The 18,527-nt window shown below is 42.0% G+C and carries 15 protein-coding genes; 8 read left to right on the top strand and 7 right to left on the bottom strand.

Translation table 11 applies throughout. The features are described from left to right. Positions 1–21: 21 nt before the first annotated feature. The 4 genes from RMZ95_RS20065 to RMZ95_RS20050 form a co-directional block, all read right to left on the bottom strand. Positions 22–429 (bottom strand): response regulator, encoded by a 408-nt coding sequence (locus RMZ95_RS20065; RefSeq protein WP_322671950.1) that lies wholly within the window; start codon positions 427–429, stop codon positions 22–24. Positions 430–632: 203 nt separating this feature from the next. Then, positions 633–1,010, bottom strand: a complete 378-nt coding sequence (locus RMZ95_RS20060) for a response regulator (RefSeq protein WP_322685559.1) — start codon at positions 1,008–1,010, stop codon at positions 633–635. Between the two features lie 82 nt (positions 1,011–1,092). After that, positions 1,093–3,648 (bottom strand): ATP-binding protein, encoded by a 2,556-nt coding sequence (locus RMZ95_RS20055; RefSeq protein ID WP_322685558.1) that lies wholly within the window; start codon positions 3,646–3,648, stop codon positions 1,093–1,095. Beyond that, positions 3,645–5,498: a response regulator gene (locus tag RMZ95_RS20050; RefSeq protein ID WP_322685557.1), complete on the bottom strand. Its 1,854-nt coding sequence runs from the start codon at positions 5,496–5,498 to the stop codon at positions 3,645–3,647. Before RMZ95_RS20050 ends, RMZ95_RS20055 begins: the two co-directional genes overlap by 4 nt. Positions 5,499–6,247: 749 nt before the next feature. Between RMZ95_RS20050 and RMZ95_RS20045 the strand changes: the two genes are divergently transcribed. Together RMZ95_RS20045 and RMZ95_RS20040 are read left to right on the top strand one after the other, a co-directional pair. Then, positions 6,248–8,197, top strand: a complete 1,950-nt coding sequence (locus RMZ95_RS20045; protein ID WP_409883253.1) for an RluA family pseudouridine synthase — start codon at positions 6,248–6,250, stop codon at positions 8,195–8,197. A gap of 98 nt (positions 8,198–8,295) precedes the next feature. After that, entirely contained in the window at positions 8,296–9,630 is a 1,335-nt protein-coding gene (locus tag RMZ95_RS20040; RefSeq protein ID WP_322685555.1) for a DUF4041 domain-containing protein, read from the top strand. A gap of 39 nt (positions 9,631–9,669) precedes the next feature. Here RMZ95_RS20040 and RMZ95_RS20035 read toward each other — a convergent pair whose 3' ends face one another. After that, on the bottom strand, positions 9,670–10,932 hold the full coding sequence (locus RMZ95_RS20035) for a formylglycine-generating enzyme family protein (RefSeq protein ID WP_322685554.1): 1,263 nt from the start codon (positions 10,930–10,932) through the stop codon (positions 9,670–9,672). Positions 10,933–10,966: 34 nt separating this feature from the next. After that, positions 10,967–12,034: a trypsin-like peptidase domain-containing protein gene (locus tag RMZ95_RS20030; RefSeq protein WP_322685553.1), complete on the bottom strand. Its 1,068-nt coding sequence runs from the start codon at positions 12,032–12,034 to the stop codon at positions 10,967–10,969. Positions 12,035–12,554: 520 nt separating this feature from the next. On the opposite strand from RMZ95_RS20030, the gene RMZ95_RS20025 reads away from it, so the two are divergent. The 6 genes from RMZ95_RS20025 to RMZ95_RS20000 all read left to right on the top strand — a co-directional run bounded on the left by RMZ95_RS20025 (position 12,555) and on the right by RMZ95_RS20000 (position 16,859). Beyond that, positions 12,555–12,761: an RRXRR domain-containing protein gene (locus RMZ95_RS20025; protein WP_322666382.1), complete on the top strand. Its 207-nt coding sequence runs from the start codon at positions 12,555–12,557 to the stop codon at positions 12,759–12,761. Positions 12,762–12,829: 68 nt separating this feature from the next. Continuing rightward, positions 12,830–13,486 (top strand): hypothetical protein, encoded by a 657-nt coding sequence (locus tag RMZ95_RS20020; protein WP_322685552.1) that lies wholly within the window; start codon positions 12,830–12,832, stop codon positions 13,484–13,486. Between the two features lies 1 nt (position 13,487). Beyond that, on the top strand, positions 13,488–14,249 hold the full coding sequence (locus RMZ95_RS20015) for a class II aldolase/adducin family protein (protein WP_322666378.1): 762 nt from the start codon (positions 13,488–13,490) through the stop codon (positions 14,247–14,249). Positions 14,250–14,519: 270 nt separating this feature from the next. Continuing rightward, positions 14,520–15,638 (top strand): sulfonate ABC transporter substrate-binding protein, encoded by a 1,119-nt coding sequence (locus tag RMZ95_RS20010; RefSeq protein ID WP_322685551.1) that lies wholly within the window; start codon positions 14,520–14,522, stop codon positions 15,636–15,638. A gap of 101 nt (positions 15,639–15,739) precedes the next feature. Further along, complete coding sequence (locus RMZ95_RS20005) at positions 15,740–16,561, top strand: NADPH-dependent oxidoreductase (protein ID WP_322685550.1); 822 nt, start codon at positions 15,740–15,742, stop codon at positions 16,559–16,561. A 19-nt stretch (positions 16,562–16,580) separates the two neighbouring features. Next, entirely contained in the window at positions 16,581–16,859 is a 279-nt protein-coding gene (locus tag RMZ95_RS20000) for an SDR family NAD(P)-dependent oxidoreductase (RefSeq protein WP_322685549.1), read from the top strand. 604 nt (positions 16,860–17,463) lie between these two features. On the opposite strand, the gene RMZ95_RS19995 is transcribed toward RMZ95_RS20000, so the two are convergent. Beyond that, the gene (locus RMZ95_RS19995; protein ID WP_322685548.1) at positions 17,464–18,492 is read right to left on the bottom strand and encodes a glycosyltransferase family 4 protein; all 1,029 of its coding nucleotides are present in this window, start codon (positions 18,490–18,492) and stop codon (positions 17,464–17,466) included. Between the last annotated feature and the right edge of the window lie 35 nt (positions 18,493–18,527).

Here is an 18,527-nt window from a genome sequence, read left to right as displayed (position 1 = left end):
CATTCTTGTTTAATCTTTTAGTCAAGTAAAATCCCAACCCAGCAATTGAGCAACTTGAGACGGGAGGGTAACTGGATTAAAGGGTTTGAGAATTACACCTGCAACTTGATACTGTCGCAAAATTTGCGAATCCAACCATCGCGCTTTCGCACTGAGCAACACTACAGGAATAGCTTGAGTTTCTGGATGATTTCTTAGTTTATTCATAAATTCAAAACTAGCCAAATCGCGGATTGAGATATCTAATACAATCGCATCAGGAGTATAGTGTACTGCATTCTGCAATCCTTCTAATGGAGAATCTGCTGTCACCACATTCCAACCAGCTAAATCTTGGAGGCAAAATTTTACTATCTCACGGACATGCAGTTCATCATCAATGAGCAATATCGTTTTGCCGATTATATTTACCTCCTTTAGCATATTCATTTGATTTCATATACCTTTTTTGGTTACAGATATAGCAAGGGACTGGGGACTGGGTGAAAAGCCTTTTGTGTCTAAGTTTTATCGTCTGTTGATGTCCTAACCACCAAGACTTGTGCTATAAAAGGTTTTTATCTGTAACCAAAAAATACATTACAAAAATAAAAAACTAATAAAGATATAGATTTCGTTACCAAACTTAATTATTAATCGTCCCACCCCAGAATCTCACTAACTTCGTTGCAAATAGAGGTGGGTTCAAAAGGTTTGGTGATAATTCCGGCAATTCCCATCTGGGCGAAACGGGCGCGATCGCTCCCTTGGACTTTCGCTGTTAACAAAATCACTGGTATAGCTTCGGTTTCTGAATTTGCCTGAAGTTTTTCGTAGACTGCAAAGCCGTCCATGTCAGGCATAGAAACATCAAGTAGAATGGCATCAATAGGTTCTGTCTGGGCGATTTTTAATCCTTCTGACCCTGATGCAGCTGTCAGGGTGTCCCATCCTCCTAAGTCTTCTAAACAAGCTTGCACTAATTCGCGGATTCGTTCTTCATCATCTACAATTAACAATTTTTTTGTCATTTGTCATTTGTCATTGAGTATGGGGATTGAATCTTCAATTTTGAATTTTGAATTTTGAATTTTGAATTGATTTCTCCCCTGCCTAATTTATCGGCAATGGCAGAGTGAAGAAAAACGTGCTGCCAACACCAAGAGTGCTTTCAGCCCAGATTTGCCCACCGTGCCGATCGATAATACTACGACAGATTGCCAATCCCAAGCCTGTGCCGCCTTTGGTGCGAGAATCAGAGGCATCTACTTGCTGAAATCTTCCAAAGATTGCTTCTAACTTATCTGCTGGAATACCTCGTCCTCGATCCGTTATTTGGAATAGTACGCAGTCTGTTTGCTGTTGGACACTGAGAGTAATAGTAGAATCGGCAGGCGAGAATTTAATCGCATTACCTAACAAATTGGTGAGTGTTTGCACAATGGCATCAGGAGCCGCCCAAACTTGAGCATTGGTAGGATGGATCTTAAAAGTAATATTATGCTGATTGGCGATCGCTTGCAGTCCTGCTACTGCTTGTTGAATTAAATCAGCTGCATTGCAGATGGTTTTTTCTAAGACAGCTCGATCCGATTCTAAGCGTTCCAAATCGAGAATATCGTTGACTAGACGCACTAAGCGATCGCTGTCGATGGCTGCAATTTCAATCATCCGTTTAAATTTATCTGGTTTTTTGTCGTAGATACCAGTTTGTAGTAAACCCAATGCTGCCCGAATTGCAGTTAAGGGAGTACGAAGTTCGTGACTAACGATGCCAATAAACTCACTTTTGATCGAATTAATCTGCTCTAGTTCAGTGATATCTTCGGCAATCCCAGCAATCCGAACTACCTCGCCTAATTCATTTTTGATCGGAAATGCGCGATCGCGAATCCAACGGATTGAACCATCAGGGCGGATAATGCGATATTTTTTATCGTATTGCCCTGCTTTCATCTGTTCAATGAGTTCAATTTCGACGCCCTGGCGATCTTCTGGGTGAATTGCATCTAACCAATTTGAATAGTTGTGATACAAGTCCTCACAATTTTTTTGCCAGATGGTTTGGTATGCATTGCTCACATATAGAACTTGCTGATTTTGAATATCGGTCATCCAAAATACTGCTTGGATGTTTTCTGCCAGCTGACGAAATTTTTCTTCGCTGTGGCGTAAAGCATCTTCGATGCGTTTGCGTTCGGTGATATCTTGGTGAACTGCAACCAGAACGTCGCCGTAGTGGGGATGTCTGAATACCGAAGCTGTCACACTACACCAAAATGGCGTACCATCTTTTTTAAGATTCTGAACTTCGTAGGTGGCTTCAGTATTTTGTAAAACGGCAGACAAAGTGGCTTGATTTACATTTTTAGTAGTTACTGATTTGGTAACACAGTTCGCAATCGAAACGTGTTGACCGTTGAGTTCACCAGAGTCATAGCCAAACATCTGCTCAAATTTCGGATTGGCATAGACAATGATTGCATTATCAATTCTTACTAAGCAAATGCCTTCCCCCATATTTCGGGTGATTACAGCCTGAAGCTCCAGCATTTGCGTCTGTTCTAAAAGTGTGAGTTGGGTTTGTTGCTGCTCTATAACTGTTTTTCGCAGGCGATCGTTCGTCTCTGTCAGTTGGGCAGTGCGTTCTTGCACCCGTTGCTCAAGTTCGGTATTGAGTTGTTGTAGGTCAATTTCTGCCTGTTTGCGCTCTGTTAGTTCTGTCTGTAACTGTTTGACCAAAGCTGCTTGCTGGATAGCAATGCTTACCTGCGCTCCCAACTGCCGCAACAGAGAAATTTCTCTTGATTGCCACTCACGAGGAGCCTTACATTGATGAGCTGCTAATAATCCCCACAATTCATCTCCTACGGAAACAGGAACGACCAGATTTGCCCTCACTTGGAGACTTTCCAAAAATTCAACGTGACAGGGACTAATTCCAGCAGTATAAATATCAGTTTTCGCAGTGACTAAGCCTTGTTTAAAGGGTTCGACGTTCTCTTCACCAATGCAAGCGTCATAAATCTGGAGTGGTAAAAGAGCCATGCAGTCCGGTGCGACAGACTCAATCACAATCGTTCCTCCCCAACCTGGATAAAATTGGAAGATAGTGACGCGATCGCACTCCAGAAATTGCCGCACTTCATCGACAGTAGTTTGCAAGATATCTTGTAAATTCAGCGATCGCCGGATACGCTGGGTCATCTCCATCACTAGGCGCTGTTGCTCAAATTGCTGTTGCAGCGTTTCTTGTGCTTGTTTGCGCTCGTCAAGAGCTATCCGCAGTTGCTCGGCATTTTCTTGAGACAATTGTTGATTGAGTTGTTGAATCTTCCGTCTGCTGTACTGAAGATTGCCTGTCACCAGATTAATGATCGAGGCAACTAAAAGGAAAAGACCTAGCCGTAATATATCTCCTGGTTGATTAATCCTCAGTTGATATCGAGGGGGAATTAAGTAATAATCAATTGCCAGTGTGGAAAGGACAACTGTAACAATTCCTGGTTTAAAGCCACCATACCAAGTACTTACAATAATAGCTATATAGAAAAAAGCACCAGTGGTTCGGGAAATAAGCGGTTCTAACCAGAGTGACAGCAGCAGGGCGATCGCAGTTGAACCAATAGCCACACCGTACTTCAATAATTGCTGATAATTTCTCATCATGCTTTACTTCTCCCCGCCTGAGAGCGCCAACGCGTTCTTTGAATGCGGCTCAGTACCCGTGTCACAAGTTCTGGCCCTAGTACTGGCTTGCTGATAAAATCATCGGCTCCGGCAGCAAAAGCTTGCTGAAGAAATTCTGCTTCAGTATGGGCTGTAACTACTAAAATCGGTAAATCTCCCCACTGGGCATCTTGGCGCACGACCTTGCACAACTCTAATCCGTTGACTATCGGCATTTCTAAATCTAGCACCACCAAATCAGGAGATGTTGCAATCAGCACTTTCCAAAATTGTTGTGATTGGGAGAGGGTGATTACTTCCAGTCCCCAAGGAGTTAACAACGCCGATAATCCAGCTAGCATTACAGGATCGTCGTCTACGATTAAAACTTTGGCTTCGGAAGTTTGAGGTTGAGGTAAGACACGAGCGATCGCCTGAAAAATCTCCTCGGTTGTCGCCGGTTTATGCAAAAATTGTCTAGCTCCTAAACGCGATACTTTCAGTCGATCTGCTAGGGTATCTCGTCCTGTAAAAACAATTACTGGGATATTTGGCGATCGCTCTACTATCTCGCTCAATAATATTAATCCGTCTTCCTCTACTGTTGTAAAACTCAAATCCAGTAAAACTGCGTCAGGAGTTTTTAAGGAAAAAAGCGATCGGGCGGTTGCTAAGTTTGGTGCAACCTTCATCCTGATTCTCCATGAATCGGCTTCTGCTTGCAACTGCTTTGTCAGTATAGGATCATCATCGATTACTAACAGCCGATGAGTTTGCTTCATCGGGACGCTTGGAGCAGTGGAAGTGACAGCAGGCTTGGTTAACTCTTGCTGTAATGCTGTTACCAGTTGCGAGAAATTAGAGATTTGCTCTGGAGATAGCAAGGAATCTTCAAGCAGCAAATGTTCTATTTTCCGTCCGAGCCGAGAACCCTCTGGATAACCGAACGACCCCATTGAACCTGCTAGCTTATGAGCTTCACGCAATGCATTCTGCTGTAAATCTTCATTTAAATTTCCTGCCAAGAGTGCAGTTTTTGCTTGCTCTAGCACTGCAACTTGTCCAACAAAGGAATTACGAAATCGCTCCAACACACGATTTACAGAAGTCATATCTTTGGGGCTGGGTTTCTTCTTTCCATGTTGATTCTTTTCCCCAACAGACATAGGGTGATTAGGTGCAGGCTTGATCCGATAGCCCATACCATATACCGTTTCTAGAAGTTCTTCTGCTATACCTGCTGTTTTCAGTTTCTTGCGCAAGTCTTTAATATGAGTCGTAACTGCATTTTCAGTCGGTGCATCCCCAAATCCCCAAAGCCGATCTAGAATCACTGCACGACTAAAGATCCGGTCTGGGTTTTGCAAAAACAACTCCAGCAGTTTGTATTCTGTGGCTGTGAGGAGAATTTCCTGCTGATTACAAGTTACTCTGCCGGCACTTGGATCTAAAGAGAGATTTCCCCAGGTTAAAATAGATGATGAGATCGCCCCATTGCGTCGTAATAAAGAGCGAATTCTGGCTAGTAATGCTTCTGGGTCGAAGGGTTTGATGACGTAATCATCTGCTCCGGCATCTAACCCCGCCACAATATCTGCATTAGAATTTTTCCCTGTTAATAACAGAATAGATTTACGGTAGCCTTGCTTTCGCAATTGCCGACACAAGGTAATCCCATCCAGTTTTGGAATTAGCCAGTCTAGCAAAATCAACTCATATTCAGTCGATAGCGCTAGTTCTAATCCAGCTTGTCCATTGCTTGCAATGTCGATAGTATAATGATTTGCACTCAACAACTCGAAGAGTGCTGTACTCAGTAATACGTCATCCTCTACCAACAAAATTTTCATAAATTGTATCAAAAGAAGATGCTGATGACACCTTCGCGATCGCAGGGCACACCCTCTGCGCGGTCAAACTTTTGTGTAATTTTAATATATTGTTACAAACAATACAACAAGTTAATTTAATGTGAGTTCGACGGGTGCTATTTTGACCTCTCCCCCCGCCCCTCTCCTACCAGGAGAGGGGAGCAAAAACCCTCCTTACCGTTACTCCTCCGTCTCCTTACGGAAACGCTTCGCATTCGCCTTTTAAAAGAGGGAGGCTGTCCGGGAGAGGTCTGTCGAACTCACGTTAATTTAGATAGATTTTGCAGTCTGACATATTTTGACTTATATCTGTGTCAGTGCATTAGTACTATATATTTTCTGTTTGATTTCTAGCCAGTTGTAATGAAGCGGTGGCGCTGGCGCTGCATACACCTTAAGGTGGTTGGGAGAGCGCGAACGTCAACAACTGGCCATTGGGTGGGATTTTGAGACGGGAATCGATCCCTTGTAGAATTTTCTCAATGTCCCTGTAACCCTGTTGATATATAAATTAAAACTGCAACAGAAAAACTTTGGATGCCAAATTGCCAAAAGCACTCAACACAATAGATTCTTGGCTTTTGTAATTTTTGCTTTCCGGTTGGGGAAAGGTTAAAGAGAAAGGGAAAATTCCATACCTTTACCCTTTACCCCTTACCCTTTTCCCCACAATGCCATAAACGCTATATATATTAGGAAGATCGGCTAGATTTGCAATCATACCTTGTATGGTAGTTCTGCACCCACTTTCAGATTTCATCGACTGCGATTTTGCGATCGCTGACTCATCTTGTAGCTATTGGTACGAAGGGCGTTGTCCGCAAAGTGGCGATTGCCTAAAATTACCCCGCACTTCAATGTCCGAAGCGATCGCCCACGGACTAATGCAACATCTTGCCAACAATGACTGTTATTCTCATGAAGGGAAGATGTATGGAATCCTATTGGTTGAACTGCCTAATGGCGAACAACGGGTACTAAAAGCCTTTTCTGGTCTTTTGAATGGTTGCAGTATGATTGAGGGCTGGGTGCCGCCAATTCCGGGACGAGATGAAGTTGCTTTCGAGGAAAGCCGTACTTTGGCACAGTTGGACGCGATTAAGCAAGAAATTATTACCTTGAAGCAACTAACCGAACGCCAGCAGTATGAAATCTTGTTTAATGACTTTGAGCAGCAGTTACAAGCAATGAGCGATCGCCATCGCTATTGCAAACATCAACGACAGGAAAAACGTCAGCAAATCTGCAATACACTCACTCCCGAAGCGCTTACTATTGCCCTTGAACAACTCGATGAAGAGAGCCGTCAACAGGGAATTGAGCGACGACAACTTAAACGCCAGCAAAATGCTGTATTACAGCCTCTCCAGCAATTAATTGCAGCGGCGGATGCGCGAATTAGCGAACTGAAACAACGGCGGAAAGCACTTTCTTGTCAATTGCAAGCTCAAATGCACGCTAGCTACAGCCTGACTAATTTTTCCGGGCGATCGCAATCATTGCAAGAATTGATGCCAGGAGGTTCTCCCACTGGCACAGGAGACTGTTGTGCCCCAAAGCTGCTTCATTATGCGGCAACACATAATCTCAAACCCCTAGCAATGGCAGAATTTTGGTGGGGTGCGTCTTCCGCAAATCAAGATAAAATTCCAGGAGAGTTTTATAGAGCCTGTGCCGAGCGATGTCAGCCATTGATGGGGTTTTTGCTCTCAGGCTTGAAACCTCCCCTCCCTGCTAGGGAAAAAAGAAGCCTCTCTTCTGATAGGCTACCGTGTATACACAAGTCCTTCTCACCCCCTCTAACTCCCCGATGCCTTGGGGGAGAACCGGGAACCGGATATTTCCCCCAAGGCATCGGGCTACAGTGTACACACAAGTCTGAAATAGCTTACTCATCTGGGTTTTTGCGTCACTTTTACCCCACCCTAACCCTCCCCTTGCAAAGGGGAGGGAACCGGATCTTTAATCTCCCCCCTTTGCAAGGGGGGATTAAGGGGGGTAAATCCGGGGTTGGCGCTTCATTACCAAGATATGTGTACACAGAGGTAACTTTACCGATTATTTATGAAGATGAATGGCTGATTGCTGTCAACAAACCTGCTGGATTACTTTCGGTACCCGGTCGTTATCGCGATCGCCAAGATAGTGTTTTGAGTCGCTTACGTCATTTGTTACCTGATGGTATGGCGCTTATTTCTGTGCATCGCTTAGATCAGGAAACTTCCGGGATTTTGTTGTTGGCACGCGATCGCCAAACCCATCGGCAACTCAGCCAGCAGTTTCAGCAACGCCAGGTTCACAAGGTTTATGAAGCCATACTTTCCGGTGTTTTGACAATTGAGCAAGGTAAAATTGAACTGCCATTATGGGGAGATCCTGAAAATCGCCCATATCAAAAAGTTGATTGGCAGTACGGTAAACCCAGCTTGACACACTTCCAAATAATGGCGAGAGAAGAAGACTATACCCGCGTAGAATTTACGCCACTAACAGGACGCACTCATCAGTTAAGGGTTCATGCGGCTGATGCGCGAGGACTTGGGATAACTATTTTAGGCGATCGCCTTTATGGATGCCGTGCAGCTACCAGTCGTTTACATCTGCACGCCAGAGAGCTTCGGTTCAAGCATCCGCAGTTAGGAAAAACCCTGCATTTACAAGCAATTACGCCATTTTGATAGAATATCTCATCGGCGATGACTAATTATTTGGCCACACGTCTAAAAAAATATTCTAAGCTAAATTAAAGGGTACACAAGTGTAAATACTAGGTTTCATGTCCTTAACAGTTCTAGGATTATTGGTATTAGTAGCCGGACTTATTGCTGCATTAGTACAAGCATTAATTGCAGAGTCTCAGGTGAGGGAGAAGTTACGTAGGTATGATACATTAGCTGACAAAGAAGGGTATCAACGGCAGTTGGAATCAAATATTGATTTACTAGAAAATAAACAGGTATCTCTTAATACCAAAATCATAAATCTTCAGCAGCAATTTTCTGAACTTGATGCAAAAGTCTATCTTCAATCTATAGATTATTATGAGCCAAAGTATGAGTTTATCAGTTCTGAAGATTACATTATTAGGCTAAAGAATATCAAGTTACAACAGGAAAATATGGTAAAAAATAACCAAGCCTATATTTGTGATACTCAATGGACAGTTGGTGATAGTAAAAGAAAAGGTGATAAAATGATAAACGACATTCTCAAATTGGTTGAGCTTGCGTTTGAAGAACGATGTAAGTATGCGGTAAAAGAAGTTAGATATAACAATGTTGACTCTTTAAAAAAGAGAATAAATAATACATTTAATAAATACAATAAGTGTTTAAAAACTTTAAATTTTAACATATCAGAAAAATATTTGCAATTGAAATTAGTTGAGTTAGATTTACAGTACGAGCTAGAAGATAAAAAACAGCAAGAGCGCGAGAGAGAGCTAGAAGATAAAAAGCAAAACAAAGAACGTGAATCAATTGACAAGGCAAGACAGAAAGCTGAAGAAGCTGAAGAAAGAGAAATACTTCACCAACAAGAGCTTGATAAAGTTAGACAAGAAATAGAACTGACTGAAGGCGAAAAGCGACAACAACTATATTTGAAAATTCAGGAACTAGAACGGCAAGTTGCTGAAGATCGCAGTGATAAAGAAAATGCTCTTTCTGAATCTAGAAGACTCAAATCGGGATACATCTATATAATTTCTAATATAGGCTCTCTTGAACGGGATGTATATCGAATATGTAGAACCGTTCGTAATAGAGAAGATGAATATATTAGGGACATGAACCCCGCAGTTCCATTTCAATTTGATGTTCACTTCAAAATATTCTCTGAAGATTCTTTTGATACATTGCAGCGCTTGCACCAACGTTTTGATGATAAAAAAGTGAATACAGTGAACCCAAAGAGAGATTTTTTCAAAGTTTCAATGAATGAGATTGAGCAAGCTGTCAAAGAAATTCAGAAAGCAACTGGCGTTTTAAGGATTGATGTATTTGAACCAGCGCCTCAAGCATACGAATATCGCCAAACTCTTGCAGCACGCAAAAAGCATCAACACCTCACCATCGACAATTCATCTTTAGAGGAAGATGAAATAGCATAAGTGATGAATAAATTAGACAAAAATTTACAATGTATCAGTCTAGAGAGAACAAACAATTCTAAAACCAATATGGTTAGACATCTCACTCGCATTTTTTTGTAAGCGGGAACTTGATCGGCACAGGTGCGGGTCGTTGCGCCATGATCCACCGCGCATTACACGAGTTTGATTATCACTGCTATCCCACCAAGTATCTCCATTATTTGGTGCATTATTATAATTCTCATGCCAATGGTCTAAGCACCACTCCCAAACATTACCATGCATATCAAATAGTCCAAAAAAATTAGCAATCTGCAAACTACCCACAGGAATAGTTATTTCACGATAAATTCCTTTTCTTTCTGACCGATAAGAGTAACGACCATCATAATTAGCTAGATCGGAAGTAATAGTTTCCCTAAAATGAAAAGGAGTAGTGGTTCCAGAACGACAGGCATATTCCCACTCTGCTTCGCTAGGAAGACGATACTGTTTGCCTGTTTTTTCAGATAAGCGATCGCAAAATTCAACAGCATCAAACCAAGAAACTTGGGTAATAGGATGACTTTTGCCTCCGTTGCGCGACGGACGAAGTTTAAGGGTTTGACGAACTTCTTGCAAAGAAGCAACTTCTCTCCACTGTACTTGTGTAATCGCGTACTTGCTTATCAAAAATGGTTTAATTGTTACTTTATGTTGAGGTCTTTCATTGGAGTATCGCTTTCCTTCAGATTCTGGCGAACCCATCCAAAATTCTCCGCCTGGTATATAAACCATTTCTAAATTTACCCCGTTACCAAGGTCTTCAGTTAAGTAGTAGTTTTGTCTTTGACTACGTTTAATCTCTTTGCCTTGGGCATCTACCATTACAACTGTAAATTCAAAAGGCTGAGTTCCCAGAATTGGTGGAACAAGCAACTTTGTATCTTGTTCTTCCTCCAAGATTTCCCCACTTTGGTTAGGAGTAGAAATAATACTAATTGCTTGAGTACTCTTACGTTCAATAAAATCGCTATTCCGTTGTTGAAATTCTAAAGTGGAAATCTCTGCAATAATAGCATTTAGTTTTTGCCTAGTCTCCAAACCACTAAATTCGCTATCTGCAAGCATCCTAATAAATACCAATAATTGGTCTTGTCCTTCAGAGAATACGAGTTCAATCAATTCTGTAAAAAAGACTATATTACTTTTCTCGAAAGAGTTGATTCTAGTATTCAAATGATCAAATCCCGTAACCATCAAGAGAGCCTTACGCTCTCCAATCTGTAGAGTAGCTGGCATCTTGACTAGCAACTGTAACAATTGGGATTTGATACTCATACATCATAGAACCTTAGATACTTGTAGGATTTCTCTAAAGCGAGGTATTCCTTGCTGCCTTAAGCAAGTTTACAAGCTCTAAGGGTAAATCGGCTAAGATGCTCTCTATCTGTATCCCCTCGTTTCTAAAGTAACGCTGCTGAGTTGTTGGTTCAGGGATATTACCCCCAGCATGGTGTAGAGCAACAATCTGCCAACCATCATTAAAAACTGGAGAACCAGAGGAGCCTTGTAAAGTAGAGGTTATATACTGCACCACATTACCGCCCACGTATTGAACAAAATTATTCTGAAGCGAAATCTGCTTAGGTTGTCCTGATGGGTGCTGAATTATATTAACTCGGCTACCAATACTAATAGCTTTAGATGTAAGTGGCAACCAACCCCATTTTTTTCCAGGTTCTCCTCCAAGTTGAACTAAAGTGTAATCAAGAGCTTGGTTGGTATGAAAAGCTCCATTGGGTTTAGGGCGATACTCATCAGTTTGTTGAGCTTCTCCCTGAAAATTCTCTTCGTAATTAAAACGAAAAATTGTATCTGCCAGTAGATTTGAGCTAGGCAGAACATGATTGTTAGTCAACAATAAATCTTGAGCCACAAGAAATCCGGTTCCTGACCAGCGTTCTTGGCTAGTTATTACCCCAATATAGGCAACTGATCGCGCTACCTGAAGTCCCTGCTGTAAAAATGAGATTGGGCGTAGAGTATTCTCACCAATTATTTTCTCTAATACATCTGAAGTCGTTTTCCCTCCTCGCCACTCATTGATAGCAGGTAATCTTGCGATCGGGGTCATCATGTCATACTTAGTCAGCAGCATATCCAAAAACTCTTGCTGCTGGACTCCCATAAGGCTTTTCAAAGTATTCAATAACTGCCCCAGCGCCTCATCGTCATAGGTTAAACGCCCGTAATTAGATAGATAGCTAACGATCTCACTAACCGCCACAAATGAAGCACCCGAAAGATTGATCATGGGTATTAACTGTTTCAGACCTGCTAGCTCCAAAATTTGCTGACGCGATCGCTCTGTAGCCAGTTCTGGTAAATCTTTTAGGAGAGTTATTAATTGTTTGCGGTCTTCAGCTTCGAGATTGACCATATTTCCTTTTTGGCATTGTGGACGAACGATACATATCTAGATGATATGGACAATTCCGCCTTTCGGCGTTGCTCCCATCCAGAACTATGATCAATCGACTTGCTTTTTAAATTTGTATGTGATAATTTCTGCTTGTAGTTAATTCAACGGTTATCCGACCGACTTATAGTACTTACAGAAATTAATATAGCTGCTAAGGGGCTTCCTAATAAAAATATCCAACTACAAATGATTGTGGGACACCCCACGAAATTGGATGATTTATTTCTTGGCAATCCCTAAATGAGAGGTAAAGACGAGAGTGCTGGAGTTGACTTCTAGACTCTCATTCTTATCTTCTCCTTTTAGAAAAGGAGCAGGGGAGCAGCACTTCGGCTCCTTTCGACTTCGCTCAAGGCAAGTCGCTCTGTTACCGGGGAGCAGAGGAGCAGGGGGAAAGAGGCTGTGTAGCAAATGCTATAAACCCTTTAAATTATTTACTGTCATAGCTGGCGATCGCAAATCTAAAATTTAAAATTGTATGACTAAAGTATTCATTCTTGATGCCAACAAACAACCGTTATATCCAGTACGCATCAGCCATGCTAGGCTGCTATTGTCACAAGGTAAAGCTACTGTATTTCAGCGATATCCTTTTACTATCATTCTGAAGGAGTCCCTTTCTCATCTAAAACTTGAGCAACTTGGCTTCAAGATTCATCCTGGTATTAAAATAAATCGTAATTAAATTACGAATTACGAATTACGAATTACGAATTAGTTAATCTTAGTCGCCTCCTCAACAGAGGAATATAGATGACGAACCACACTATTTTAGAACCGTTACCAGAAGACCAATGGTTTATTGAGAGCCAGGAACTACGATCCTTTGTAGCAACAGTGCAAAAAATTAGCGTTAGCACTGTTAACGATCGCACACAAACTCTCGCTAGATTAGAACCTTATTTTCAAGAACTCCTTGCCCAACAGCAATGGCTACCCCAAAAGTTTGCCCAAGTCAATCCCGAAAGCCGGATGGGTGGCGGTATTGGTCAATGGCTGCTTTATCGCGCTCAAGATCGTTCGCTGTCGGTATTCAGTTTGGTAATTCCCCCAGGTTCCACGACTCCCGTCCACGATCATCTAGCCTGGGGATTGATTGGTTTATACAAGGGCGATCAAGAAGAAACAGTCTATCGCCGTATAGATAACAGTGATGTAGAAGGGCACGCACAATTACAAGTAACTGAAGTGCGTAGGCTTCAACCAGGGGATATCTACCGCCTCTTACCACCAGATGGTGATATCCACGCCGTCAAAACCACATCCCAGAGCGCATCTGTATCGATTCATACCTTGGGTAATGATACTGGTTGCGTCTTGCGTCACCAGTTCATCCCAGCATCTCACAGCGTCAAATCCTTTCGCTCTGGATATTCCAACGCTCCCTGTAAAGAAGAGGAGGAAAAATAACATGGCCAATTATATTAGACCAAAACCCCCAGTTTTCGAGCGAGTTGAAGACGAACGCCTGCACCGCAAGCAACGTCTCGCCGCCGCCTTTCGCTTGTTTGGTAAGTTTGGCTTCAGTGAGGGAATCGCAGGCCATATTACGGCTCGCGATCCTGAGTTCACAGACCATTTCTGGGTCAATCCATTCGGGGCATACTTTGGTCATATCAGAGTTTCTGACCTGATTCTAGTTAACAAAGATGGTGAAGTCGTTAAAGGCGATGCTGATGTAAACCAAGCTGCTTTCGCCATCCATTCTCAGATTCATGAAGCTCGACCTGATGTCATCGCAGCGGCTCACGCCCACTCACTTTATGGTAAAGCCTGGTCTAGTTTGGGGCGTCTCCTTGACCCCTTGACTCAAGATTCTTGTGCTTTTTACGAAGACCATGCCCTGTTTGACGATTTTACAGGTGTTGTTTTAGAAACTTCTGAAGGTCAGCGATTGGCGCAAGCCTTGGGGCCAAAGAAAGCCATAATCCTACGTAACCATAGTATTTTAACTGTGGGACATACAGTCGATGAAGCTGCCTTTTGGTACATTAGCTTAGAGCGATCGTGCCAAGGCCAACTGTTGGCAGAAGCTGCGGGTAGACCCACTACTATCAAACACGAAACAGCCCGTTTAACACAAACTCAAGTGGGGTCACATGTAAGTGGGTGGTTCAGTTTCCAGCCGCTTTACGATCGGATTGTGCGCGAAGAACCCGATTTACTAAATTAGTGCTGTGTTTTTCGGCATTGGGATATTAACAATTCAAAATTCAAAATTCAAAATTCAAAATTATTCGCGCTGCATCTCGTAGAGAAGAGAGTTACATAAGGAGATTTAAACCCCGACTGTAGCTTACTTAAGAGCAGGGTAACTGAACTGAGCGGAGTAGTTCCGACTCCGCCTCCCAGTTATTTATTGTCAATTGAACCTAAATTTATTTATATACTCCGGTAAACCTATAAGTTTATAGTATTCATATAGCTCAGAGAAATCATTTTGATGATTAACCAAATCTTTCGCCGTTTTATTGCCAAGTGGATATCGTTGATAAAATTCAGGAATATCCCCTTTAACAACCAGCATAAATTATTCTTTTCTTCTCCTTTGCCAACAGTAGGGGCTTTTGTTACAGGTCTTTGTCTGAGCTTGCTATTTGCTGCTTGTTCATCGACACCGACTGTTAATGCCCCTAATCCCAATGCCACATCTCAGGGTAATTCTACTTCCAGTAAAGCAACAGTAGTCAGATTTGGTTATCAAAAATCGACCATTTTGCTGAGAACTAAGGGTGTTTTAGAAAAGCGTTTAGCGCCAGAAGGAATAACTGTAAAGTGGACTGAATTTCAAGCGGGGCCACAACTACTAGAAGCGATGAATGTGGGTAGTATTGACATTGGCCCTGTGGGAGAATCACCGCCAATATTTGCCCAAGCAGCGGGAGCATCACTAACTTATGTTGTTGGTACTGCGGCTACTCCAGCTAGTTCTGCAATTCTTGTTTCTCAAAATTCGCAAATTCAAAAACTTACTGACTTGAAGGGTAAAAGAGTCGCCTTTCAGAAGGGATCTAGTGCCCATTTATTGTTAGTCCAAGCTTTAGAAAAAGCTGGATTAAAATATACAGATATTGAACCTAAATATTTGGCTCCGGCTGATGCTCGTGCTGCATTTGTGAAAGGGAGTGTAGATGCTTGGGTAATTTGGGACCCATTTTATGCAGCCGCTGAAGAGGCAACTAAAGCTAGAGTCCTGATTGATGGCACAGGAATTAATAAACAGGGAGGATATTATTTGATGAGTCGCAAATTTGTCACTGAAAATCCCCAAACTGTCAAGGCAATAGTAGAGGAAATTAAAAATCTCGAAGAATGGTCTAAACAGAATCGAGAAGAAGTAGCAAAAACTCTCGCACCTGTGTTAGGAATTGATTTAGAAACGATGAAAAAAGCAACTAATAGGCGGACTTTTGGGATTGTACCAATTGACGACAATTTGATAAATCTACAACAAGGTGTTGCAGATACATATTACAAATTGAAGTTAATTCCCAAAGAAATAAATGTGAAGGATGCAATGTTGACAAAAGAAGAATATGCTGCTTTCTCACCAAAAACATAAACTAGTACAATGAATCGGCTGTAGGGGTATACAGATGTATGCACCTACAGATGAAATTGGTATTAGTAGCAAATTTGAAAATGTAAATCTTGGAATTGATTATGACTAATCCTACAGAATTACTGCGATCGCGTTACGGTGAAATTCCCTTCAACCCCGAAATTGCATGGAATGATTCGCTAACAGCACTACTATCTCACCGTTCAATTCGGTCTTATCTAGCCGATCCTTTACCACCGGGAACTCTGGAATTACTAATTGCAGCCGCCCAATCTGCATCTACTTCCTCAAATTTGCAAACCTGGAGTGTGGTAGCAGTCGAAGATCGACAGCGCAAAGAGGAGTTATCCAAGCTAGCGGGAAACCAAGCACATATTAAGCAGGTTCCTTTATTCTTGGTTTGGTTAGCAGATTTGGCGCGTCTAAGTCATGTTGCTGACAGTCGCGGCATATCTCATGATGCGCTGGAATATTTGGAAATGTTTGTGATGGCAACAATTGATGCAACGTTGGCGGCGCAAAATGCCGCAGTTGCAGCTGAGTCACTTGGTTTAGGAACAGTATATATCGGTGGAATCAGGAACCACCCACAAGAGGTAGCACAGATATTGAATTTGCCCTCCTCTGTGTATGCTGTATTTGGGCTGTGTGTGGGCTATCCGAATCCGGAAGTAGAAGCGGCGATTAAGCCAAGGTTGCCCCAGTCAGCTGTGCTGCACCGTGAAACCTATAAATTGGCAGAACAAGAAGAAGCGATCGCTCATTACAACGACATCATCAAAGAATTCTATACTGAACAAAAGATGAATGTTGCCGGCGATTGGTCAGAACACTCAGCCCAACGCATCGCCACTGTAGAATCATTGAGAGGACGCGATCGCTTGCGTGAAGCTCTCAATAACCTTGGCTTCAAATTGCTGTAAATTAAGAAGAATCAAGATTATGGATTTGCAACTCCGTGGCAAAGTCGCCTTAGTGACAGCTGCTAGTAAAGGTTTGGGCAAAGCTACAGCGAGGCAATTTGCCCGTGAGGGTGCAAAAGTTGCCATCTGCGCCCGCAGTGAGTTAGTTGACAAAACCGCTGCCCAGATTGAAAGCGAAACAGGTACAGAAGTGCTACCTCTGCGTGCGGACGTTACTAGTCAAAAAGATATTGAACGTGTAAGGGAATTCCAGAAAATAAAATATACAAATCATAAATATGCATCCTGTATATCTTGAAGAGCCTGGGTTCATTACTAGTCAAGTTGAATACACTTCCGGCCGGCTTCTGCTGCTGCTTGGGGGTATAGTACAGTCTTTGTTCACCAAATACTGCGCCATCAGCACTAACTAACCGAAACTCCCAGAAATATCTCTGTGTGTTAAACACAACTAAAGTAAAGCTTTGAATGCTGACCACAGAGTAAATTTTGATGATAGACACAATGGTATTTAATCTATCTCTTTCAAGATGTTATGTGATGGGCTGATTTATTTGGTTAAGAGAATTACAACATTTTTAACAGAAGCAAAGTTAGTGATGATTAATAGTATTGCTCCTCTGATTGAATAATAAATGTTAAAAGATGAGTTTATTTAAAAACTAGACGTAAGTTAACGTGGGGAATTACCAATGATGATGTAATCGCACAAGGAAGTACCAAAAGCAAAAACGTTGTTAGGGTTGTTTGCTGTAATTGTAGGTAATTGCTCAACTCACAGGTCGGAAAATTTTTCTCCCACCAGTCCAGCATTGCTCGTCACCTTTAGCACCTGATTTCTCTTACTGTCCCGTATATGCTGTGCTGTTACTTAAATCCTTTGCTAGTAAGCTTTTCAAGACTTAACGGGAAAAGTCAGGTTGATAAACTGCTTCATAGCCATCTACCATTTTTGGCACACTAAAACAATTCTCGACATGCTTACGACAAGCATAACGATCTAGTTCTGCCACTTTGTTAACGGCATTAACACATTCAGAAATGCTGTTACATATGAAGCCAGTTTTTCCGTGGACAATTACTTCGGGAACTGAACCCAAATTCATGGCGATGACTGGTGTTCCTGCTGCCATTGATTCTGTCATTACCAAACCAAATGGTTCTCGCCAAGTAATCGTAAATAAAGTTGCTACTGCACCCCCCATCAAAGCATTCTTTTGAACATGGTTAGCTTCACCCAAATACTGAATTTGCTGACCATCAATTAAGGGTTGAATTTCTCGCTCAAAATACTCCACATCAACGACATCTACCTTACCTGCCATCTTTAAACGCCAACCAGCCTCTTTTGCAATCTGTATTGCTAAGTGCGTTCCCTTTTCTGCTGCAATTCTTCCCAAAAAAGCCAGATAAGGTGGTTCGTCCGGCTGAGGATGAAACTTATGACTACTGATATCAATACCATTGTAGACAGTTGCTACATAATTCAACCCTAACCTAGATTCACGTTGGGAATTGGAAATACTTACATAGGGCTGGTTTTTGGCATATTGAAACATCTTTTCGTTATCAGGGGTAAAGATACCATGTAATGTGGTAACTGTCGGTGTCTTTACTAAATTCGCATAGGGCAACGCACTACAGCCTATATGTGAATGAATTATGTCAAAGGTTTCTGCTTGCTCATATACCAAAGCCAGTTCCAACATTTCATAGATGTTACACTCTTTGATGCTTGAATCTAGTCTCAAAGCACAAGGATGAACTGATTGCAGTTTTGCCAAAGTTATTGAATCTCCCGATGCAAATAGCGTTACTTCATGCCCTCGCCTAACTAATTCATCGGTCAATAAGCCTACAACTAATTCTGTTCCACCATAACCAAGAGGTGGAACTCTCTCCCAAAGAGGAGCAATTTGAGCAATCCGCATAGAAACTCCTAAAAACTTAAGACTAGAATTTCAAG

Origin of the sequence: Nostoc sp. DedQUE07 (genome assembly GCF_034530975.2) — a bacterium.
Lineage (GTDB): Bacteria > Cyanobacteriota > Cyanobacteriia > Cyanobacteriales > Nostocaceae > Nostoc.
The sequence above is the reverse complement of the archived record's forward strand: the minus strand, read 5'-3'. Positions and strand labels throughout refer to the sequence as shown.